The sequence below is a fragment of the Cupriavidus sp. GW822-FHT02D05 genome (genome assembly GCF_058802485.1).
The window spans coordinates 1-20,115 of the sequence record NZ_JBXAOE010000034.1 but is presented as its reverse complement, the minus strand read 5'-3'; the positions used below and the strand labels follow the sequence as shown (position 1 = coordinate 20,115).

The 20,115-nt window shown below is 66.8% G+C and carries 18 protein-coding genes; 11 read left to right on the top strand and 7 right to left on the bottom strand.

Annotation, left to right across the window (positions count from 1 at the left end; all coding sequences use genetic code 11):
- Positions 1–53: 53 nt before the first annotated feature.
- The gene (gene dinD, locus AC1RQK_RS33210; protein ID WP_492375850.1) at positions 54–896 is read right to left on the bottom strand and encodes a DNA damage-inducible protein D; all 843 of its coding nucleotides are present in this window, start codon (positions 894–896) and stop codon (positions 54–56) included.
- Between the two features lie 299 nt (positions 897–1,195).
- Between dinD and AC1RQK_RS33205 the strand changes: the two genes are divergently transcribed.
- The gene (locus tag AC1RQK_RS33205; protein WP_492375849.1) at positions 1,196–1,483 is read left to right on the top strand and encodes a type II toxin-antitoxin system Phd/YefM family antitoxin; all 288 of its coding nucleotides are present in this window, start codon (positions 1,196–1,198) and stop codon (positions 1,481–1,483) included.
- Positions 1,480–1,806, top strand: a complete 327-nt coding sequence (locus AC1RQK_RS33200) for a type II toxin-antitoxin system RelE/ParE family toxin (protein ID WP_492813624.1) — start codon at positions 1,480–1,482, stop codon at positions 1,804–1,806. Before AC1RQK_RS33205 ends, AC1RQK_RS33200 begins: the two co-directional genes overlap by 4 nt.
- Positions 1,807–1,877: 71 nt before the next feature.
- On the opposite strand, the gene AC1RQK_RS33195 is transcribed toward AC1RQK_RS33200, so the two are convergent.
- The 3 genes from AC1RQK_RS33195 to AC1RQK_RS33185 all read right to left on the bottom strand — a co-directional run bounded on the left by AC1RQK_RS33195 (position 1,878) and on the right by AC1RQK_RS33185 (position 5,826).
- A complete protein-coding gene (locus AC1RQK_RS33195; RefSeq protein ID WP_492813622.1) occupies positions 1,878–3,209 on the bottom strand; it encodes a TldD/PmbA family protein in 1,332 nt (443 codons plus the stop codon).
- On the bottom strand, positions 3,206–4,639 hold the full coding sequence (locus tag AC1RQK_RS33190) for a TldD/PmbA family protein (protein ID WP_492813620.1): 1,434 nt from the start codon (positions 4,637–4,639) through the stop codon (positions 3,206–3,208). Before AC1RQK_RS33190 ends, AC1RQK_RS33195 begins: the two co-directional genes overlap by 4 nt.
- 128 nt (positions 4,640–4,767) lie before the next feature.
- Entirely contained in the window at positions 4,768–5,826 is a 1,059-nt protein-coding gene (locus tag AC1RQK_RS33185) for a tripartite tricarboxylate transporter substrate-binding protein (RefSeq protein WP_492813618.1), read from the bottom strand.
- A gap of 356 nt (positions 5,827–6,182) precedes the next feature.
- On the opposite strand from AC1RQK_RS33185, the gene AC1RQK_RS33180 reads away from it, so the two are divergent.
- The 7 genes from AC1RQK_RS33180 (at position 6,183) to AC1RQK_RS33150 (ending at position 13,504) form a co-directional block, all read left to right on the top strand.
- The gene (locus AC1RQK_RS33180; protein WP_150985202.1) at positions 6,183–7,352 is read left to right on the top strand and encodes an acyl-CoA dehydrogenase family protein; all 1,170 of its coding nucleotides are present in this window, start codon (positions 6,183–6,185) and stop codon (positions 7,350–7,352) included.
- An 11-nt stretch (positions 7,353–7,363) separates the two neighbouring features.
- Complete coding sequence (locus AC1RQK_RS33175; RefSeq protein WP_492375844.1) at positions 7,364–8,563, top strand: CaiB/BaiF CoA transferase family protein; 1,200 nt, start codon at positions 7,364–7,366, stop codon at positions 8,561–8,563.
- Between the two features lie 127 nt (positions 8,564–8,690).
- Positions 8,691–10,070, top strand: coding sequence for an MmgE/PrpD family protein (locus tag AC1RQK_RS33170; RefSeq protein WP_492813615.1), 1,380 nt, complete (start codon positions 8,691–8,693; stop codon positions 10,068–10,070).
- 31 nt (positions 10,071–10,101) lie between these two features.
- Positions 10,102–10,938, top strand: coding sequence for an HpcH/HpaI aldolase/citrate lyase family protein (locus tag AC1RQK_RS33165; protein ID WP_492375842.1), 837 nt, complete (start codon positions 10,102–10,104; stop codon positions 10,936–10,938).
- Positions 10,939–10,967: 29 nt separating this feature from the next.
- Positions 10,968–11,822 carry an HTD2 family dehydratase gene (locus tag AC1RQK_RS33160; RefSeq protein ID WP_492813613.1) on the top strand — a complete coding sequence of 285 codons (855 nt, stop codon included), beginning with the start codon at positions 10,968–10,970 and terminating at the stop codon, positions 11,820–11,822.
- A gap of 76 nt (positions 11,823–11,898) precedes the next feature.
- Entirely contained in the window at positions 11,899–12,873 is a 975-nt protein-coding gene (locus tag AC1RQK_RS33155; protein ID WP_492813611.1) for a tripartite tricarboxylate transporter substrate binding protein, read from the top strand.
- Positions 12,874–12,988: 115 nt separating this feature from the next.
- Positions 12,989–13,504: a MaoC family dehydratase gene (locus tag AC1RQK_RS33150; protein ID WP_492813609.1), complete on the top strand. Its 516-nt coding sequence runs from the start codon at positions 12,989–12,991 to the stop codon at positions 13,502–13,504.
- A gap of 51 nt (positions 13,505–13,555) precedes the next feature.
- Here the strand turns inward: AC1RQK_RS33150 and AC1RQK_RS33145 are convergent, their stop codons facing one another.
- From AC1RQK_RS33145 to AC1RQK_RS33135, 3 genes are all read right to left on the bottom strand, one after another.
- Positions 13,556–14,518: a Bug family tripartite tricarboxylate transporter substrate binding protein gene (locus tag AC1RQK_RS33145; RefSeq protein ID WP_492375838.1), complete on the bottom strand. Its 963-nt coding sequence runs from the start codon at positions 14,516–14,518 to the stop codon at positions 13,556–13,558.
- Positions 14,519–14,645: 127 nt separating this feature from the next.
- Positions 14,646–16,190 carry a class I adenylate-forming enzyme family protein gene (locus tag AC1RQK_RS33140; RefSeq protein ID WP_492813606.1) on the bottom strand — a complete coding sequence of 515 codons (1,545 nt, stop codon included), beginning with the start codon at positions 16,188–16,190 and terminating at the stop codon, positions 14,646–14,648.
- An 81-nt stretch (positions 16,191–16,271) separates the two neighbouring features.
- Positions 16,272–17,252, bottom strand: a complete 981-nt coding sequence (locus AC1RQK_RS33135; RefSeq protein WP_043357257.1) for a tripartite tricarboxylate transporter substrate binding protein — start codon at positions 17,250–17,252, stop codon at positions 16,272–16,274.
- A gap of 279 nt (positions 17,253–17,531) precedes the next feature.
- On the opposite strand from AC1RQK_RS33135, the gene AC1RQK_RS33130 reads away from it, so the two are divergent.
- On the top strand, positions 17,532–18,740 hold the full coding sequence (locus AC1RQK_RS33130) for an acyl-CoA dehydrogenase family protein (RefSeq protein ID WP_492375836.1): 1,209 nt from the start codon (positions 17,532–17,534) through the stop codon (positions 18,738–18,740).
- A 25-nt stretch (positions 18,741–18,765) separates the two neighbouring features.
- Positions 18,766–19,893: an acyl-CoA dehydrogenase family protein gene (locus AC1RQK_RS33125; protein WP_492813604.1), complete on the top strand. Its 1,128-nt coding sequence runs from the start codon at positions 18,766–18,768 to the stop codon at positions 19,891–19,893.
- The last annotated feature ends 222 nt before the right edge of the window (positions 19,894–20,115 follow it).

Genomic DNA, 20,115 nt, shown 5'->3' with positions numbered 1-20,115 from the left:
AGGAGCGGCCAGCCTGGGACTGGTCCCGTCATATCGGGCATCGATACCTCAGTTCATTCTTTGACCTTCTTCTTCCTGTCGCGCTCTAGCTGCTTGATGCTTTCCTTGGGTGTCGGCAGGGTTTCCGGCATGGTGCCACCCAACTCGGCAATGGTCTGGCGTACTTTCTTGCCAACCTCGAAATGCGTCTGGTTGGCCTGTTGCTTGCCACGCACCAGGTCTCGCCGCAACTTGTCTTCAGTCTGTGTGGCGCGGAATAGGTTCGCCGCAAGCTCGGTACTGCCCATGTGGTCAAGAATCTTCTGACTCTTCTTCAAGCCCTTGATGGCGTGAATGTCCTTGGCCGCTCTACCGCCGTACAGCCCCTTGTAGCCATGATCCTGAAAGATCGCGTAATCCAGGGGCGTCTCGACGCCCGCGCCCCTGGCCGCCGCCGCCAAGTGTTTATTGTGAGCTGCAAGCTCGTTGCGGATCGCCAGCCGCTTCTCATCTTCGGTTAGCCGCGCGAAGGCCTCGTCGTCGCGAAGTTCCTGCCGACGGGTCTGCAAGGCAAAATAGGTCTGGCCATTCGCGATGACCGGCTTGCCGGGGTCACCGTTCTGGACGATCAGGTAGCAGGCATAGCGCGAGAGGCGGATATCGGCGATCTGTCGCCTGGCCCCCGAGCCGATCCCGACCATTTCGAGGATGTCCTCGAAATGGTTCGCCACCGGCTGGCCGCTGTTGCGGCAGGCCTCCCTTGCACGATCAATGACCGGAAGGAAGTGTCGGTACTCGGAATACTCCAGCACCCTGGCCAGTTGGCGCGCCACCCAGAATTCGTTGCCCTCGGCATCGGACTGGCGCAGCCCCTCGAAGGTTTTGTGATGTTGCGCGGCAATACGCTTGCCAGTCATGAATCGCTCCTCCCGCTGTCCATCAGCGTCTCTGTAGCAAATACTCGATCATGCCCCGGATCGCCATCAAGAAATGTCCAGAATTTGTGAACAACGCGGTGAGCAGGTCCAAGCGACCAGGCCATAACCGCGAAAGTAACTAATACCCGCGGTGACCAGAAAGTTGACACTGAAGCTCCGAGCGCACCAGTGGCAGCTGCGTTTTGCGGAAAGCGCAAGCTGGGCGGGGGAACGACACTGTTCGCAAAGTGGACGCCGGACCGAATTCGAACTATATTCAGTCACCCCATTCCCTCCACATGGCCCCCGTGAAACTCTCAAACATCAAGCCAATCAGCTTTCTGAAAAGCGATGCGGCCCGTATCGTCACGGAACTCAGCGAGACGCGCGAGCCTTTGATCATTACCCAGAATGGCGAGGCCAAACTCGTCGTGCAAGACATTGCCAGCTATGAAGCGCAGCAGCAAACCATCGCGCTATTGAAGATCCTGGCGCTCGGCGAGAAAGAGATCGCGCAGGGCAAGGTGGCAACGGCGGCAGACGTCTTTGCTGAACTGGATCGGCTGGACGAACAAGACGGCGCATGAAGGTAGTCTTTCTCGAATCCGCCAAGCAAGACTTGCTCGACCTTAGGCGCTATCTGGTCAGATTCAAACCCGAGGGGACCTGGCTGGCCGTCAAGAGGCAGATTCAGGAGAAGGTGGCGTACATTGCCGAGTTTCCCGCATCCGGTACTCGCCCCGACGAGCTGGCAGGCTTCGCGGATGGCTTCAGGCAACATCTGACACATCAGCAGCGAATCATTTACAGGATCGCTCCCGACACCGACACCGTCTACATCCACATCATTTGCGGGCAAGTCCAGGACTTCGAGGAATTCCTGAGCCGGCGGCTTACGAGGCCATGGTGACTCAGCCCTTTTGCGTTCGAGGATGCAGTTTGGGCAAGGCTGAGGAGCCAGTGCGCCAGCTCCTCATTGGCTCAGAGCGTCAACGTTAGTTTTCCGGTCAGCGCACCTGGCAACAGCGCCGAATCGGTCTGCCGCTCGCCATAGGTATTGCTCGACACGCGCAACTGCCGCTCGCTGGTCAGCGCCTCGAGGTGCTCGCCCAGGAAGCTGTAGATGCTGTCGTCAAAGCGCATCGTGCCAAGCGGTGCCTGGATGCGGCCATCTTCCACCCAGAACGTGGCGAAGCGCGTCATGCCGGTCATGCGGGCCGCCGGCGCGTCGGACCAGTTGAGATACCAGAGGTTACCTATATAGAGGCCCGTGCCGAGCGCCGCGAGCACCTCATCCTGCGCGAGCTTGCCAGCCGCCACGGCAAGGGCCTGTGGTGCCTCACCGGCACTGGCGGAATTGGCGGCGAGATCGTACTCGCGCGCGCTGCGTGGGTAGACCAGGCGGCCAGCAGGCAGCCCCGCTTGGACGAGCGTCACGTCGCTGCGTGGAATGCCTTCCGGGCCGAAGGCCGGAGCCAGCGTGCCGCTCGCGCGCTCGTCCAGGTCAAGCAAGTGGCTAAGCCGGGCGCCGCCATCGTACAGCCGCTGCAGCGGGCTTTCCTTCTGCGCCAGCGCGCGGGCCGAGAAGCCGCCCCAGGAACACATGCCGAGCACTTCGTCGAGGGCGGCGGGGGCCAGGTAGGCCCGGTAGTCGCCAGGCGGCAGCACGCGCTGCGGCTTGCCCAGGTGCTCCAGCTGCCGGCGCGCTTGTGCAAAGCGGCTGGCGAACTCGGCAGCGTCCCAGCGCGAGCCCGCGTAGTCGGCCTTCACCGCCTGGCCGTTCTCGTGGAACAGGCTCCAGTCGAAGTGGAAGCCCTGCGCGGCATGCCAGCCGAAAGCGCCGAAGCTGCTGGCGAAGCCACGGTAGAGCGGGCCGGCGGCATAGATGCCGACCAGGTCGAGCCCATGCGCGGCCGCTTCTATCTGCGCGAGCACTTCTGCGGTGTCCGGCGGCGCGGCTGCATCGGCCAGCGTGCGCTGCCAGGGCTCTCGCTCCAGCATCAGGTAGGGGTCCGGCTGCAACTGGCCGATGGCCTCGCGCAACTGCAGCAAGCCGTCGGCGAGGCGCTGCCGATCGGTCGCGGGATCGCCCGAGAGCGCGACGGCGATATTGGCGTGGCGCTCGTCGCGGATCAGCTGGAGCCGCGCCGTGGCCTGCCGCACCTGTCCGGCCTGGCGCACCTTCGCGCGGTTGAAGCGGATGAACTCGGACGCCTCCGCGCTGTACCACAGCGTGAAGGCTTCGCCCTCTCCCAGCGCCTTGCGCACATCCTCGGCCAGTGCCGCAAACAACGACTGCGCATCCGCCATCATGCGGCACCTCCAAAGACTTCCACTTGCTTGAACACACAGGCCGGCGAAGCATGGCCGACGCGCACCACCTGGTTGGGCTCGCCCTTGCCGCAGTACGGCGTGCCGTGCACCTCGAAGGTACTGGCATCGCCAACGGCGGCCAGGCTGCGCCAGAAATTCGCGGAAACGCCGCGATAGTTCGGGTTCTTGACCACGCCCTTGAGCTCGCCGTCCTCGATCAGGCGCCCCCATTCGCAGCCGAACTGGAACTTGTTGCGCGCATCGTCGATGGACCACGAACGGTTGGACGACATCAGGATGCCGCGTTCGATGCCACCGATAAGTTGCGCCATGGTGCGGTCGCCCGGCTCCAGGTTGAGGTTGGCCATGCGATCGATGGGCGGGCGGTTCCAGTTGCAGGCCCGGCTGTTTGCCACGCCCGGCAGCCCGCTGCGCCATTGCGACAGCGCGCCGCCCAGCGGGCGCAGCAACAGGCCATCCCGGATCAGGAAGGCCTTCTGCGCGGGCTGGCCTTCGTCATCGTGGCCATAGCTGGCCAGTTCCTCGGGAATGCCCGGGTCGAAGCTGATATTGAGCAGGTCCGAGCCGTACTGGTAGCGGCCGAAGTCCTCCAGCCCGATAAAGCTGGTGCCAGCGTAATTGCGTTCGTCGCCGAGGATGCGATCCAGTTCCAGCGGATGGCCGATGGATTCGTGGATCTGCAGCATCATCTGGTCCGGCATCAGCAGCAAGTCGGTAGGGCCGCTCGGCGCGTTGGGCGCCAGCAGCAGCTGCAAGGCTTCGTCCGCCACCCGCGATGCGGCGCCAGCGAAGCCGAGCCGCGCGATGACCTCCGCCCCGCCCTGCTGGCCGCTGCCGAAGCCGCCAAAGCTGCGGGTCTGGCTGTCGCTGCCGTCGAAGGCGGTCACGCTGATGCCGGGATAGACGAAGCGCAGCGCCTGCCATTGCTCGGCGCCTGCGCTATTCAGGTAGAGCTGCTCATGGCGCTGGTGATCGAGATAAACCAGCCAGTTCACCAGCCGCGGATCGGCGGGCACGCTGGCGGACACCGCCGCCAGCAGGGCGAAGCGTTCGGCCAGCCCGGGAAACGCGCCATGCCAGCCGGGGGATTCGTAGCGGGCCTGGCCTTGCGGCGGCTCCAGCCCGCGCAGGTCGACCAGGCCACGCCCGGCGATCCGCCGGGCGAGTGCCTCGGCGCTGTCGAGCGCGCGCTGCAAGCCGGCCACGCTGAGATCGCTGGTGGCCGCGTAGGCCTCCACGCCATCCAGGCGCACGCTGAGCATGGCGCCCATGTCCTGCATGAAGGACGGCGGCTCGGCGACGCCGCGCCGCATCACGCAGTGCTCGCCGGTCTGGCGCACGAGGCGCAGCGAGTGAAACCCGGCGCGGGTGGTTAGCGCAGCGAAGTGCTGTCTGGCGCGATCGAACAAGGGGGGCTCCTGGATCCGTAGTGGAAGAGCCAGTGCTGGCGCGATCAGCTTCAGCCGATGGGCCAGCACTGGCGCATGGATCCGGAAATCTTACTATCTTTGCGCTGCGGCGATCCCGCGCCCGGCGCTCAATCCGCCTTCACCCCCGCCGCCTTGATGATCGGCGACCATTTCTCGATCTCCGACTTCAGCCAGGTGCGCAGCCCTTCCGGCGTCTGCTTGTCCTCCGGCACGATCTCGGCGCCCAGGTCCGCCAGCCGCGCCGCTACCGCCGGATCCTTCAACGCGGTGCGCAAGGCGCCGTTGAGCCGGTCGATGACCGCGGGCGGCGTGCCGTGCGGGGCATAGATGCCGTGCCAGACCTTGACCTCGAAGCCCTTGAGCCCACTCTCGGCTAGCGTGGCGGTGTCGGGCAAGGCCTTGATGCGCGTGCTGGTGGTGACGCCGTAGAGCTTGACCTTGTCGGCCTTGATATGCGGCAGGGTCTGGGTGGTCTGGTCGCACAGGATGTCGACCTGGCTGCCCAGCAGGGCGGTCATCGCGGGCGCGGTGCCCTGGTAGGGAATGGCAGTGAGCTCCACGCCGATGGCTTTCTGGAACAGCATGCCGCACAGCTGCGAAACCGCGCCCAGCCCGGCATTGGCCAGGTTGACCTTGCCCTGGTTCTGGCGGATATAGGCTATCAGCTCGGGCAAAGTCCTCGCTGGCAGGTCATGACGGCCGAGCAGGGTCATGGGCACGTCGGCCACCTGGCCGACAAAGCTGAAATCCGTCAGCGGCTTGTAGGGGAGCTTGCTGTACAGCGCCGGCGCGGTGGCCATGCCGTTGTGATGGATCAGGATGGCGTAGCCGTCCGGCGCGGCCTTGGCCACGTAGGCGGCGGAGACGGTGCCGCCGGCGCCGAGCCGGTTTTCCACCACCACGCTCTGGCCCAGGGTCTTGGACATGGCCGCGGCCATGGTGCGCGCCACCACGTCGGTGGGGCCGCCCGCGGCAAAGGGGACCACCATGGTGATCGGCTTGGTGGGGTAGGCATCGGCGGCGCGCGCCGGGGCAGGTGCGGTGAGTGCTGCTGCCGCACCCAGCGCGGCGAGCGCCGTCCAGCGCCATGGTGCCTGGGCCCGCTTCGCCTGCGCTGCGTGTTCGCTGCCGCCCTGCCCGTGCCGCTGCTGTTTGCTGCCTGCCATGTCTTTTGTCTCCATCGTGGTGGATTGGCCGGGTTATGCCGGCTAGCGCCCGCCCGCGTCGGCCTGTGCGGCCGCGCAGCGTTATCGCGTTATTGTTTCCGGCAAGCGTGGCGATAAAGCGACGCATATGCAATACGGATTTCCCTAAGGGTGGGCAAGGCCGGCCAGAAGCCACCGGGCGCCGGCGAGTGCGCGCGGCGCCGCCCCAACCCGTGCTGTGCCCGCCCGGCCTGCTTCCGGGGGCGCTAAGCCGCTCTTTCGCAAATCCGAATTACCGCACGGCAGGCCCTCGGGAATAATGGCCGCAAGCTAAATCCCATAACGTCCATATAACGTCCATACCGGGGCCCCTTTTCATGTTCGCAGAACCATCGCACGACCAGCCGTATCCCGACATCCGCGAAGCCGTGCGTGCCCTGTGCACCGGCTTCGATTCCGCCTACTGGCAACGCGTGGAAGAGCAGAACGCCTTCCCCGAAGAGTTCGTGCAGGCGCTGACCAAGGCCGGCTGGCTGTCCGCCCTGATCCCGGAGGAATACGGCGGCTCGGGCCTGCCGCTGACCGCCGCGTCCGTCATCATGGAGGAGATCAACCGCACCGGCGGCAACTCCGGCGCCTGCCACGGCCAGATGTATGTGATGGGCTGCCTGCTGCGCCACGGCTCGGCCGAGCAAAAGCAGCGCTGGCTGCCGGGCATCGCCTCGGGCGAGCTGCGCATGCAGTCGATGGCGGTGACCGAGCCCACCACCGGCACCGATACCACCAAGCTCAAGACCACCGCCGTGAAGAAGGGCGACCGCTACGTCATCAACGGCCAGAAGGTGTGGATCTCGCGCGTGCAGCACTCGGACCTGATGCTGCTGCTGGCGCGCACCACGCCGCTGGACCAGGTCAAGCGCAAGTCGGAGGGGCTGTCGGTGTTCGTGGTGGACCTGCGCGAGGCCATCGGCAAGGGCCTCACGGTGCGGCCGATCCGCAATATGGTCAACCACGAGACCAACGAACTGTTCTTCGACAACCTGGAAATCCCCGCCGAGAACCTGATCGGCGAGGAAGGCAAGGGCCTCAAGTACATCCTGGACGGCCTGAACGCCGAGCGCATCCTGATCGCCTCCGAATGCGTCGGCGACGGCTACTGGTTTATCGAGCGCGCCAGCAACTATGCGCGCGAGCGCATCGTGTTCGACCGCCCGATCGGCCAGAACCAGGGCATCCAGTTCCCCATCGCGCGAGCCTATGTGAACGTGGAAGCGGCCAGCCTGATGCGCTACAAGGCCGCCGCGCTGTTCGATGCCGGCAAGCCCTGCGGCAAGGAGGCCAACATCTCCAAGCTGCTCGCGGCCGATGCGTCGTGGGAAGCGGCCAACGTCTGCCTGCAGACGCACGGCGGCTTTGGCTTCGCCGCCGAATACGACATCGAGCGCAAGTTCCGCGAGACGCGCCTGTACCAGGTCGCGCCGATCTCCACCAACCTGATCCTGTCGTATGTGGCCGAGCACGTGCTCGAGCTGCCACGTTCGTTCTGAGGGCCGCCCCCATGCTTGCTACGCACCAGGGCATCCGCCCGCTCGATGGCATCCGCGTCGTCTCCCTCGAACACGCCGTGGCCGCGCCGTTCGCCACCCGCCAGCTGGCCGACCTCGGCGCCCGCGTGGTCAAGGTGGAACGCCCCGGCGTGGGCGATTTCGCGCGTGGCTACGATGAGACCGTCCATGGCCAGGCTTCGCACTTCGTCTGGCTCAACCGCGGCAAGGAGAGCCTGACGCTCGATCTCAAGCAGGACGAGGCGCAAGCCGTGCTGCACCGCCTGCTGGCCGACGCGGACGTACTGGTGCAGAACCTCGCGCCCGGCGCGGCTGCACGCATGGGGCTGGATTTCGACACGCTGCACCCGCGCTACGGCAAGCTGATCGTCTGCGATATTTCCGGCTACGGAGACGCCGGCCCCTATCGCGACAAGAAGGCGTATGACCTGCTGATCCAGGCGGCCGCCGGCCTGATCGGCATCACCGGCGGCGCGGATGAGCCATCGCGCGCGGGGATTTCCATCGCCGACATCGCGGCCGGCATGTATGCCTATAGCGGCATCCTCTCCGCGCTGCTGCAGCGCGGGCGCACCGGCCAGGGCCTGCGCGTGGAGGTGACCATGCTGGAGGCGCTGACCGAGTGGATGAACTACGCGCTGTACTTCGGCCACTACGGCGGCAACGCGCCGGCGCGATTTGGCGCATCGCACCCGGCCATCGCGCCGTATGGCGTGCACCGTACCGGCGACGGCGGCAGCGTGATCTTCGGGTTGCAGAACGAGCGTGAATGGCAAGCCTTCTGCAACAAGGTGCTGGCGCAGCCGGCGCTGCTCAAGGACGAGCGCTTCGCCTCCAACTCGGGGCGCGTCAAGAACCGCACCGAGCTGACCGCGTTGATCGAAGCGCGTTTCGCGCCGATGACGGTGACGCAGGTCGAAGCGCTGCTGGACGACGCGCAGATCGCCAACGCGCCCATGAACGATATCGAGGCCGTGTGGAACCACCCGCAACTGGCCGCACGTGGACGCTGGCGCGAAGTGGCCAGCCCCGGCGGCCCCATCGGGGCGTTGCTGCCGCCGGCCAACCTGTCGGGCGTGGAACCGGTGATGGGCGACGTCCCGGCGCTGGGCGCGCATAGCGCGGCCATCCTGGCCGAGCTGGGTTACGGCGCGGGCGAGATTGCCAGGATGACGGACAGCAAGACGATTTGAACAACAGCACGAAGCCATGACGCCAACGCGCAGCCTCGCGCAGGCGTGACTCCCCTCTCCCACTGGTGTGGGAGAGGGGAGGAACAGAAAGACAGACCACCACCCCAGAACACCGCCCGGAGCCGGCATGAGCCAAGCCACTGACCACACCTACCCTACCCGCCAGCTGTGCGAATTCCTGGCCCGCTTCACGCTGGCCGACGTGCCCGCAGACGTGGTTGCGCGCACCAAGGACCTGTTCCTCGACTGGATTGCCTCCGCCATCGCCGGCAAGGATGCACCGGCGGTGCGCAAGCTGCAGGAGTTCGTCGCCGCGATGGGCCCGCAGCAGGGCCCGGCCGAGGTGCTGGTGGATCGCCGCCGCACCTCGCCGTACTTTGCCGCGCTGATCAATGGCGCTTCCTCCCACGTGGTGGAGCAGGACGACGTGCATAACGGCTCGGTGCTGCATCCCGCCGCTGTAGTGTTCCCCGCCGTGATCGCTGCCGCGCAGGCCGAAGGCAAGAGCGGTGCCGAAGTGCTGCTGGCGTCCATCGCCGGCTACGAGGCGGGCATCCGCATCGGCGAATTCATGGGCCGCTCGCACTATCGCGTGTTCCACACCACAGGCACCGTCGGCACGCTGGCGGCCGCCGCCGCTGTCGCCAAGCTGTATGGCATGGACGCTGAGGGCATCAACCAGGCGCTCGGCTCGGCCGGCACGCAGGCCGCCGGCCTGTGGGAATTCCTGCGCGACGCCGCGGACTCCAAGCAACTGCACACCGCCAAGGCAGCTGCCGACGGCCTGATGTCCGCCTGGATCGCACGCGCTGGCTTTACCGGCGCGAAGCGCATCCTGGAAGGCCCGCAGGGCATGGCCGCCGGCATGTCCAGCGACGCCAACCCCGCCGCCCTGACCGACGGCCTGGGCGAGCGCTGGGCCACCGCCGAGACCTCGTTCAAGTTCTTCGCCTCGTGCCGCCACACGCACCCGGCGGCCGATGCGCTCAAGGACCTGATGCTGCGCGAGAAGATCAGCGCGGACCAGATCGCCAGCGTGACCGCCCACGTACACCAGGGCGCCATCGATGTGCTCGGCCCCGTGACCGACCCCAAGACCATCCACCAGGCCAAGTTCTCCATGGGCACGGTGCTGGGCCTGGTAGCGGTGCACGCGCACGCCGGCCTGGGCGAGTTCGAGGACCATGCGCTGCAGGATGCCAAGGTGGCTGTCTTCCGCGACAAGGTGGAAATGGAACTCGACGACGAGATCAATGCCGCGTATCCGCGCCAGTGGATTGGCCGCGTCACGGTCAAGACCACCGACGGCCGCACGCTGCCGGGCCGCGTGGACGTACCCAAGGGCGATCCGGGCAATACGCTGTCGCGCCCTGAACTCGAAGCCAAGGCGCTGCAACTGGGCGCGTTCCGCCACGGCGCGAGCGAGGCCGAGATGCGCGCCATCATCACCCGCGTATGGGCGCTGGAAACACAGGCGAACGTCAATGACTGGCTGCCCACCGCCTGATAACGTGGCCAATCCTACCGAGGCTCGCTCCATGTCCGCCGTCACCACCGCCATGACCTATCTGTTCGTGCCGGGCGACCGGCCCGAACGCTTCGACAAAGCTGCGGCCGCCGCGCCCGATGCGCTGATCCTCGATCTCGAGGACGCCGTGCATCCGGACGCCAAGCCGGCCGCGCGCGCGGCTATTGCCGCGTGGCTGCTGGAACGCGGCGCGCAGGCGCAAGCCTATGTGCGCATCAACGACGCCAGCTCGGCGGCCTTTGCCGCCGACATGGCGTGGCTGCGCGCCCTGCCGCCCGGCGCACCGCTGGCCGGCTTGCTGGTGCCCAAGGCAGAAGACCCGGCCGCGCTTGGCGAGATCGCCCGGGCACTGGCGCAGGTCAACCCGCAGGGCCGCCTGGTAGCGATCATCGAGAGCGCGTGCGGCCTGCACGGCATTGATGCGGTCGCCACCGCGCAAGGCGTGTCGCGGCTGGCCTTTGGCTCACTGGACTTCGCCGTGGACCTGGGTTGCGCCCATACCCGCGAAGCGTTGCTGATGGCGCGCTCGCGCATTGTGCTGGCTTCACGCGTGGCCGGCCTGCCGCCGCCCGTGGATGGCGTCACCACCGCGCTCAAGGACGAAGCCGTGCTGGCCGACGATGTAGCCCACGCGCGCGCCCTCGGCTTTGCCGCCAAGCTGTGCATTCATCCGGCCCAGCTTGCCGCGGTGCGCGCGGGCTTCCTGCCCACGGCCGAGCAACTGGACTGGGCGCAGCGCGTGCTGGACGCCACCGCCAGCGGCAGCCACGCGGTACAGGTCGACGGCAAGATGGTCGATCGTCCTGTCATCGAACAGGCCCGGCGCATTCTCGCGCTGGCAGGCTAACCCCGCACCGAACCCGCGATCACCCAGCCATGACCCAACTCGAATCCCTGCGCACCTGGATCGGCCGCAGTGAAAGCCGCACCGAGACGCTCGCCCCGGAACCCGTGATCGGCCTCGCGGCCACGCTCGACCTCGACGGCGGCGCGCTGGTGCGCGGCCCGCTGCCGCCGCTATGGCACTGGCTCTACTTCCTGCCGCGCGCCCCGCAGCGCGAGCTTGGCCAGGACGGCCATCCGGCGCTGGGCGGCTTCATGCCGCCGGTGCCGCTGCCGCGCCGCATGTGGGCCGGCGGCGAACTGGATTTCCGCAAGCCGCTGCGCGTGGGCGATACGGTGACGCGCACCTCCACCATCCGCAATGTCGAGCACAAGAGCGGGCGCAGCGGAGAGCTGTGGTTTGTCACGGTGGAGCATGTGCTCACGGTCAAGGGCGAGGTCGCGCTGACCGAGCGCCAGGACCTGGTCTATCGCGCCATGCCGGAGCCGGGGCAGCCACTGCCCGCGCGGCCGCGCCTGGCGCACCAGGTGCAATGGCAGCGCCAGTTGCGCGCCGACCCGGTGATGCTGTTCCGTTTCTCCGCGCTCACCTTCAATGGCCACCGCATCCACTACGACCACGACTACGTGCGCGACGTGGAAGGCTACCCCGGCCTGGTCGTGCACGGCCCGCTGCAAGCGATGCTCACGCTGGACCTGCTGGCGCGCGAGATGCCCGGCGCCACGGTACGCCGTTTCGGCTTCCGCGGGCTGGCCCCGATATTCGATCACGACACGGTGACGGTGGGCGGCGCAGCCGATGCCGGCACGCTAGGCAAGGTCACCTTGTGGACCGGTGACGATGCCGGGGGCCAGGCGATGGACGCATGGGCCGTGGTGGAGCACTGACCCGCGCAAGGACAGCAACAACGATAACAACGACAACATCGGGATCGAAGGGAACAACAGCAAGAGGAGACTTCCGATGCATGCAGTCCGCAATCCATGGCGCGTAGCTAGCGCCGCTATCGTTCTAGGCTGCGCCACGCTGGTCCAGGCGCAGTCCGCTCCCACCTATCCCACCCGCCCGGTCACGCTGATCGTGTCCTATGCGCCGGGCGGCACCACCGACGTGGTAGTCCGTCAGTTTGCCGTGGCCTTGCAGAAGTCCCTCGGCCAGACCGTGGTGGTGGACAACAAGCCGGGCGTGGCCGGCACCATGGGCGCGCTTGCCCTGCGGCAAGCGAAACCCGATGGCTACACGCTGTCGATGATGCCGGTCACCGTATTCCGTCAGCCCTTCATCCAGAAGACAGCCTTTGACCCGGCACGCGATTTCACCTACCTGTCGCGCATCACCGGCTATACCTTTGGCGTTGTGGTGCCGGCCAATTCCCCGTGGAAGAACTGGAGCGATTTCCTGCGCGATGCGCGCGCCAGGCCGGGAACCGTGAGCTACGGCTCGCCGGGCCAGTACAGCTCGCCGCACATCACCATGATCGAGCTGGTGACCAAGGAAAACCTCACCGTCAACCACGTGCCCTTCAAGGGCGATGCCGACTGCCTGAACTCGCTGATGGGCAATCATGTGCAGCTCTGCGCCGCCGGCAGCGCCGCCGGCACGCTGGTCGATGCGGGCAAGTTGCGCTGGCTGAATCTATGGACGGCGCAGCGCTCCCCGCGCTGGCCCGACGCGCCCACGCTGCGCGAGCTCGGCTATGACATCGTCTCCAACTCGCCCTACGGCGTGGCCGGGCCAAAGGGCATGGATCCCAAGGTGGTCAACATCCTGCAGGATGCGCTGCGGCGCGCCGCGGAAGATCCCCAGCATCTGGCCGCGCTCAAGCAGCAGGATCAGGACCTGATGTACCTGGACAGCGCCGGCTACACCCGCTTTGCCCTGCAGCAGATCGCGCAGGAGAAGGCGCTGGTGGAGCGGCTGGGCCTCAAGCCGGATTGACCGGATTGACCGGATTGACCGGATTGACCCTGCACCCGCGCTGCGCCAGGCCATGGCGCAGCGTGGTTTCTTCTGCTGGCGCGCTGCTTCGCGCCACCAACCCCGACACCCATCGATGACCATCAAGCCATCCACAGCGAACCCCGACGCGACGAGCTTCGACCCGCGCGCCCACCGCATGTGCGAACAACGTTATTTCGACGATTTTGTGCCCGGTGAACGCTTTGTGCTGCCCTCGCGCACCATGACCGAGGCACTGTTCGCCGCCTTCCAGCTGGCGAGCGGCGACAACCACCCGGTGCATTACGACGCAGAGTATTGCCGCGCCCACGGCATGCCGCACATGCTGGCGCACGGCTACCAGGTGCTGATCCAGACGGCGGCGGGCGCCGGCCTGTTCCCGCATATGGTGGAGGAATCGCTGAAGGGGTTTCTCGACCAGAGTTGCCGTTTCCTGCATCCGGTCTATGTGGGCGATACGCTGTACAGCGCGCTGGAAGTCAGCGAGCTCGCGCCGAACCGCACCACCGGCGTGCTGACCTTGCGCTCGACGGTGCATAACCAGCACGGCGTGCTGGTGCTCGACGGCTTGCAGCGTTACCTGCTGCGCAAGCGCGCACCGGGCGCCTGAACGGCGCCGCGCTCCCCTCTCCCGCAAGCTGGTGAGGGGAGCCATCCGGCCTCAATCCACCTGGATATTCGCCGTCTTCACCACCCCTGCCCACAGCTTCAGTTCACGCTGGATGCGGTCGGCCAGCGGCTTGGGCCCGGTGATATCAAGGTCATAGCCGCCCTGCGTCATGCGCTGCTGGAAGGCAGGATCGTCGCCGATCGACTTCTGCGCCTTGACCAGCTTGTCCACCACATCGGCGGGCAGCTTCTGCGGGCCGATCAGCGCGTACCAGCCGGTCAGGTCATAGTTTTTCATGCCGGACTCGATCATGGTCGGCACGGTCGGCAGTGCCGCGTTGCGCGTCTTCGACGTCACGGCCAGCGCGCGCACCTTGCCCCCCTGGATATGGCCGATGGCAGTGCCGGTGATGTCGAACATGAAGGTCACCTTGCCGCCGATCACATCAGCCATCGCCGGCGAGTTGCCCTTGTACGGCACGTGCAGCATCTTCACCCCGCCCATCTGCGCGAGCAGCTCGGCGGACAGATGGTTGGACGCGCCCACGCCGGCCGAGCCGAAGCTGACGCCTTCCGGATGCTTGCGCGCGTACTCGACCAGCTCGGTGACGTTCTTGGCGGGGAAATCCTTGTTGATCAGCAGCACGTTGGTGTAATCGGTGATCAGGCCGACATAGGTGAAATCCTTGGTGGGATTGAAATTCACCGACTTCTGGATCAGCGGCGTCATGGTCATGGTGGGGCTGGCCACGAAGTACAGCGTGTAGCCGTCCGGCGTTGCCTTTGCCGTCAGGTCCGCGGCAATGGCGCCGCTGGCGCCGGCGCGGTTGTCCACCACCACCGGCTGCTTGAGCGTGCGGCCCAGGAAGTCGGCGTAGATGCGCGCGGCGGTATCGACCGGGCCTCCCGGGGCGTAGCCCACGATCAGCTTCACCGGGCGCGCCGGATAGTTGTCCGCCATTGCGGTGCCTTGCACCAAGGCCAGCAGCATGCCAGCCATCATCCATCGTTTCATCAGTCTCCTCCTTATTGTGCGTCTTGCCGGTGCCCGGGGCGTGCAGGGGCGCTGGCTGCGAGAACGCTTCGGCCCGCGGCGAAGCGCTGGCGGCGGCGAGTGCATGGAAGCAACCGCCGCCGGGGGGTCACGCCGCTACGGCGGTGCCGTCCAGCATGGCGCGCAGCGGCTGCTTCAAGAGCTTGCCGCTGGCGGTGGTGGGAATGGTCTCGATCACGCGGATCTGCGCGGGCCGCTTGTACGGCGCCAGGCTCTCCCGCAGGTAGGCCTCCAGGGCGGCGGTGTCCAGCTTTGCGCCCGGCTGCGTTTCGATAAAGGCCACGACTTCTTCATTGCCATCGGCGGCAGCGCGCCCGACCACGGCGGACTGGCGCACACCGGGGAAGGCGTTGATGACGGACTCCACCTCGATCGGGTAGACGTTGAAACCCGAGCGGATGATCAGGTCCTTGGAGCGGCCAACGATAAACAGTGCGCCGTCTTCACCGAGGAAGCCGAGATCGCCCGTGTTGAGCCAGCCGCCCGGCAGCAGCGCCTCCGCGGTCTGCTCCGCGTTGCGGAAATAGCCGCGCATCACGCCGGGACCGCGCACGCGGATCTGGCCGCGTTCGCCCGCGGGCATCGGCTCGCCCTGTTCGCTGGTGATGTTGATCTCCACGCCTTCGACGATGTAGCCGGCGGAGCAATCGGCGCGTGGCGCGTCCATGCGGGTGATGAACAGCGAACCGGCGTATTCGGTGATGCCGTAGCCGTGATGCAGCGGCTGGCCGAACCATGCCTCGGTGTCGCGCTTCAGGGTCGGGTCCAGCGGCGCGCCGCCGGTATAGAGATAACGCAGGCGGGGAAACGCGGCGGCGCCGCTCTCCAGCGCCGACTCCCGCGCCACCGCCATGATGCGCGTGAACATGGTAGGCACGCCTTGCAGCATGGTGACGCCGGGGGACTCCAGCGCGGCGAACACGTCCGCCGCATCGAAGCGTGGCCGCATCACCAGGCTGGCGCCCGCGTACAGCGTGGCCATCAGCACGGTGGCGATGCCGAAGATATGCGACAGCGGCAGCGCGCCGTAGGCAATGTCGTTGGGACCGAGATGGCGCGAGGTGGCCGAGATCCGCGCGAAGATGGTCAGGCCGGCGTGCGGCACCATCACGCCCTTGGGCGCGCCGGTGGTGCCGGAGGTATAGATCAGCGTGGCCACGTCCCGCGCCTCGGCGGCGCTCACGCGCGGCGGCGCCTCCGAGGCACGCAGGTTGGCGAGGCCGGGATCGAGCGCCACGCAATCGGTGGGCTGTGCGCCGAGCCGCCTGGCATGCGCCTCGGCTACGTCGGAGACATGGTTGGTAAAGAACGTCAACAACGGCTGCGCATGCGCGCGGATGCCGTCGATCTCGCGCGGCGAGAGCCGTGCGTTGACCTGGATCGGCCACGCATGCAGCGCACTGCAGGCAAACAGCATCACCACCATCTCGGCGCAGTTCTCGCCCACCACCATCACGCGGTCGCCCTGCCCTACGCCCTGCGCGGCTAGCCAGTCGCGAGTGGCGGTGATGCGCTGCCACAGCGTGCCGTAGCTAATCACCCCGCTGGCCTCATGCAGGCAAGGCGCCTGGGGCGATTGCTCGGCCCAGTGCCGGGGGATGTCGTGGATGAACTCGGGGCGGAAAGAGGACATGATGCAAGCGATGATTAGGTTGGAACCGGACTGGCTGTTGCAACGGCTGGGAATGGCTGGGAATGGTTGGGAGTGGCGAACTCACTGATCCAGATGGATGTTCGCTGACTTGATCAGGCCGTCCCACTTCTGGTACTGGGTGCGCATATAGGTGCCGAACTGCGCCGGCGTCGAAGGAAAGGGCACCGTGCCCTGGCTGGCCAGCCGCGCCGCCAGCTCGGGCTGCGCGAGCGACGCCACGATCTCGGCGTTGAGGCGATCGACAATGGCGGCCGGGGTATTGGCCGGCGCCACTACGCCGAACCACGCGGTGAGTTCATAGCCGGGCACACCGGCAGCGGCCAGCGTCGGCACGCCGGGCAACTGCTCGGACGGCTTGGCGGTTGTCACCGCCAGCGCGCGCACGCGGCCATCCCGCACGTACGGCAAGGCGGTGGAGATGCTGTCGAACATCATGGTCAGGCGCCCGCCGATCAGGTCCGTCATGGCCGGGGCGCTGCCCTTGTACGGCACGTGGTCGATGCGCACGCCCGCCATGTGGGTGAAGAGCTCGCCGGCCAGGTGCGACGACGAGCCGTTGCCAAAGGAGCCGTAAGTCAGCTTGCCGGGCTCGCGCCGTGCAAGCGCCAGCAGCTCGGCCACGTTACGGGCCGGGACGGAGGGATGGACCACCAGCACGTTGGGCAGGTAGGCCACGGAGGCCACCGGCGCGAAATCCTTGAGCGGGTCGTAGCCCGGCTTGTCGTACAGGCTCTTGTTGACGGCCAGCGAGCCGAAGGTGCCGAACAGCAAGGTATAGCCATCGGCCGGCGCGCGCGCCACCGCCACGGCGGCAATGTTGCCGCCCGCGCCGGGCCGATTCTCGATCACTACCGACTGGCCGAGCCGCACGGAAAGTGCATGGCTGACTTCACGCGCGAGCAGGTCGGTGGCGCCGCCCGGCGGGAAAGGCACCACCAGCCGGACGGGCTTGTCGGGATAAGCGGCGAATGCGCTCGCCGTGGCCGCCAGCCAGCCGCATAGGGCAAGCCATCGGGTGCAACGTATGGTCCAGCGGTGCATCGCCTGTCTCCTCGGCGTGAATTGTCTTTGTGCTGCGACGGCACTGCGCCAGTGTGCGGCAGGCGTCAGCCGCATGCCATTTGGATTTGGCTAAGGCCGTGTTCTGCTTGGCATGTGCGCTAGCAGGCGGCTGGCTTGCGCAGTCCATCGGTTCGCAAGCGCGGAAGGACGGCTTTGCCATTGCGGAAGAACCGAATGCCCTGCCACCCATAAAATCCCCGCAACGACTCAAATCGGCGGCCGGTGGCGGCCCGCCTTCCCAACCGAGGGGACAAACAGATGGACCTGCGTTTCAGCGCGGCGGAGCAAGCGTTCCGCGAAGAAGTTCGGAGTTTCGTGCAGGCCAGCCTGCCCGCGGATATCCGCGACAAGGTGCTGGCTCACCAGCGCGTGGAGAAGGATGACTATGTGCGCTGGCACCGTATCCTGCACGCGCGGGGCTGGGGCGCGCCGACCTGGCCCAAGGAATGGGGCGGCACGGGCTGGAACGCGCTGCAGCGCCTGATCTTCGAGATCGAGGCATTCCGTGCGGGCGCGCCGCGCATGCTGCCCTTCGGCCTGACCATGATCGGCCCGGTGCTGATGAAGTACGCCAGCCAGGAGCACAAGGAACGTTTCCTGCCGCGCATCCCCACGGTGGAGGATTTCTGGTGCCAGGGCTACTCCGAGCCCGGCTCCGGCTCCGACCTGGCCTCGCTCAAGACGCGCGCCGTGCGCCAGGGCGACCGCTATATCGTCAACGGCCAGAAGACCTGGACGACGATGGCGCACTTCGCCGACTGGATCTTCTGCCTGGTGCGCACCGACAGCGAGTCCAAGCCGCAGGAAGGCATCTCGATGCTGCTGATCGACATGAAGACGCCGGGCGTGACCGTGCGCCCCATCGTCACGCTGGACGGCGGCCACGACGTCAACGAGGTGTGGTTCGAGGATGTGGAGGTGCCGGCGGGCAACCTGCTGGGGGAAGAAAACCGCGGCTGGACCTATGCCAAGTACCTGCTCGGCCACGAGCGCACCGGCATTGCCGGCATCGGCCACTGCAACCGCGAGCTGCGCCAGCTCAAGCACTACGCCGCGCAAGCCACCGACGGCGCGGGTCGCCCGCTGATCGACGACGTGCGCATGCGCGACAAGATCGCGCGCATCGAGATGGACATCATGGCGCTGGAAATGCTGCTGCTGCGCGTAGCCACGCAAGACGCCGGCCGCGGCCCCGGCCCGGAAGCCTCCATCGTCAAGATCCGTGGCTCCGAGATCCAGCAGGACCTCGCCATGCTGCAGATGGAAGTGGCCGGCCCCAATGCCTGGCCCTACTCCCCGCGCTGGCTCGAAGCCGGCGAAGCACCGCCCGCCGACGCACCGCTGCACGCCCCGGCCTGGGCCGCGTCCGCCGCGTCCACGTACTTCGACATGCGCAAGACATCGATCTACGGCGGCACTACCGAAGTACAGAAGAACATCATCTCCAAGATGATCCTCGGTTTCTGAGAGCACAGACGGAACAAGCACAGTCATGGACTTCAACTACAGCGAAGAACAGCAGATGCTGGCGGACAGCCTGCGCCGCTTCATCGATACCGAATACACCTTCGATAAACGCCGCAGGAGCGCCCGCGGCGGCGGCAGCCTCAACCGCGCCACCTGGGCGCAGCTAGCCGAAATGGGCGTGCTCGGCCTGACCGTGCCCGGCGAATACGGCGGCTTCGGCGAAAGCGCCGCCAGCCAGCTGGTGGTGCAGCGCGAACTGGGCCGTGGCCTGGTGCTGGAACCGGTCACGCCCACCGCGGTGATGGCCACTGCCGTGCTCAGCGCCTACGGCAGCGCCGCCCAGAAAAACGATTGGCTGCCCGCCATCGCCGCCGGCGAACGCGTGGTCACCCTCGCCTACCTCGAACCCACCACGCGCTACCGCCCCGAGACGGCGCGCGCCAGCGCCGAGCGCAAGGGCGACGGCTACGTCCTTAACGGCAACAAAAGCCTGGCCTGGCACGGCGAAGCCGCCGACGCCTTCCTGCTCACCGCGCGCGTCTGCGGCAGCAACGAGCTAGCCCTGTTCCTGGTACCCGGCAACGCCGCCGGCCTCACCGTTCGCGGCTATCCCACCATGGACAGCCTGCGCGCCGCCGACCTCGCCCTGCAGAACGTCACCGTGGACGCCTGCGCCATGATCGGCAACGCAGCCGACGGCCTGCCCGCCCTGCTCCACGGCATCGACCACGGCATTGCCGCGCTATGCGCCGAAGCCGCCGGCGCCATGGAAAAACTGATCGAGATCACCGCCGAGTACCTGCGCACGCGGCAGCAGTTCGGCAAGCCGCTAGCCGTGTTCCAGGCGCTGCAGCACCGCATGGCCGACATGCTCGTACAAAAGGAACTAGCGTTGTCGATGGCCTACGTGGCAGCGCAAGCCCTGGACGAAACCGACCCCGCCCAACGCCGCCGCATGCTCAGCGCCGCCAAGGTCACGGTCGCCAAGGCCGGCCGCCTCGTCGGCCAGCAAGCCGTGCAGCTGCACGGCGGCATGGGCATGACAGACGAACTGGAGGTTGGGGATTACTTCAAGCGGCTGACGATGATCGACCCGTTGCTGGGCGACAGCGATTTCCATGTGCAGCGGTATGGCGAGGTGATGGCGGCGTAAGCCCGGGCCGGGCATACGAGCGCAGCGCGACACTGCGAGCGCCCGCCCTCTCCCCAGCGGGAGAGTCAGAACATCGATTCGGTGTAGCCGTGTCTCCCGCCAGTCAGGCGGGAGACACCCACACGCGATGCGAAGCGAGCCGTGTAGGTGTTCAGAGGCCGTATGGGGCGCCTCGGGATTCGGCGAAAAGAGCGGAAAAGAGGGACCCATGTCTGAGTATCG

Coding starts and splice junctions, on each gene's coding strand:
- dinD (WP_492375850.1), bottom strand. CDS start 896: ATGACTGGCAAGCGTATTGCCGCGCAACATCACAAAACCTTCGAGGGG.
- AC1RQK_RS33205 (WP_492375849.1), top strand. CDS start 1,196: ATGGCCCCCGTGAAACTCTCAAACATCAAGCCAATCAGCTTTCTGAAA.
- AC1RQK_RS33200 (WP_492813624.1), top strand. CDS start 1,480: ATGAAGGTAGTCTTTCTCGAATCCGCCAAGCAAGACTTGCTCGACCTT.
- AC1RQK_RS33195 (WP_492813622.1), bottom strand. CDS start 3,209: ATGATGGCGGATGCGCAGTCGTTGTTTGCGGCACTGGCCGAGGATGTG.
- AC1RQK_RS33185 (WP_492813618.1), bottom strand. CDS start 5,826: ATGGCAGGCAGCAAACAGCAGCGGCACGGGCAGGGCGGCAGCGAACAC.
- AC1RQK_RS33180 (WP_150985202.1), top strand. CDS start 6,183: ATGTTCGCAGAACCATCGCACGACCAGCCGTATCCCGACATCCGCGAA.
- AC1RQK_RS33175 (WP_492375844.1), top strand. CDS start 7,364: ATGCTTGCTACGCACCAGGGCATCCGCCCGCTCGATGGCATCCGCGTC.
- AC1RQK_RS33170 (WP_492813615.1), top strand. CDS start 8,691: ATGAGCCAAGCCACTGACCACACCTACCCTACCCGCCAGCTGTGCGAA.
- AC1RQK_RS33165 (WP_492375842.1), top strand. CDS start 10,102: ATGTCCGCCGTCACCACCGCCATGACCTATCTGTTCGTGCCGGGCGAC.
- AC1RQK_RS33160 (WP_492813613.1), top strand. CDS start 10,968: ATGACCCAACTCGAATCCCTGCGCACCTGGATCGGCCGCAGTGAAAGC.
- AC1RQK_RS33155 (WP_492813611.1), top strand. CDS start 11,899: ATGCATGCAGTCCGCAATCCATGGCGCGTAGCTAGCGCCGCTATCGTT.
- AC1RQK_RS33150 (WP_492813609.1), top strand. CDS start 12,989: ATGACCATCAAGCCATCCACAGCGAACCCCGACGCGACGAGCTTCGAC.
- AC1RQK_RS33145 (WP_492375838.1), bottom strand. CDS start 14,518: ATGAAACGATGGATGATGGCTGGCATGCTGCTGGCCTTGGTGCAAGGC.
- AC1RQK_RS33140 (WP_492813606.1), bottom strand. CDS start 16,190: ATGTCCTCTTTCCGCCCCGAGTTCATCCACGACATCCCCCGGCACTGG.
- AC1RQK_RS33135 (WP_043357257.1), bottom strand. CDS start 17,252: ATGCACCGCTGGACCATACGTTGCACCCGATGGCTTGCCCTATGCGGC.
- AC1RQK_RS33130 (WP_492375836.1), top strand. CDS start 17,532: ATGGACCTGCGTTTCAGCGCGGCGGAGCAAGCGTTCCGCGAAGAAGTT.
- AC1RQK_RS33125 (WP_492813604.1), top strand. CDS start 18,766: ATGGACTTCAACTACAGCGAAGAACAGCAGATGCTGGCGGACAGCCTG.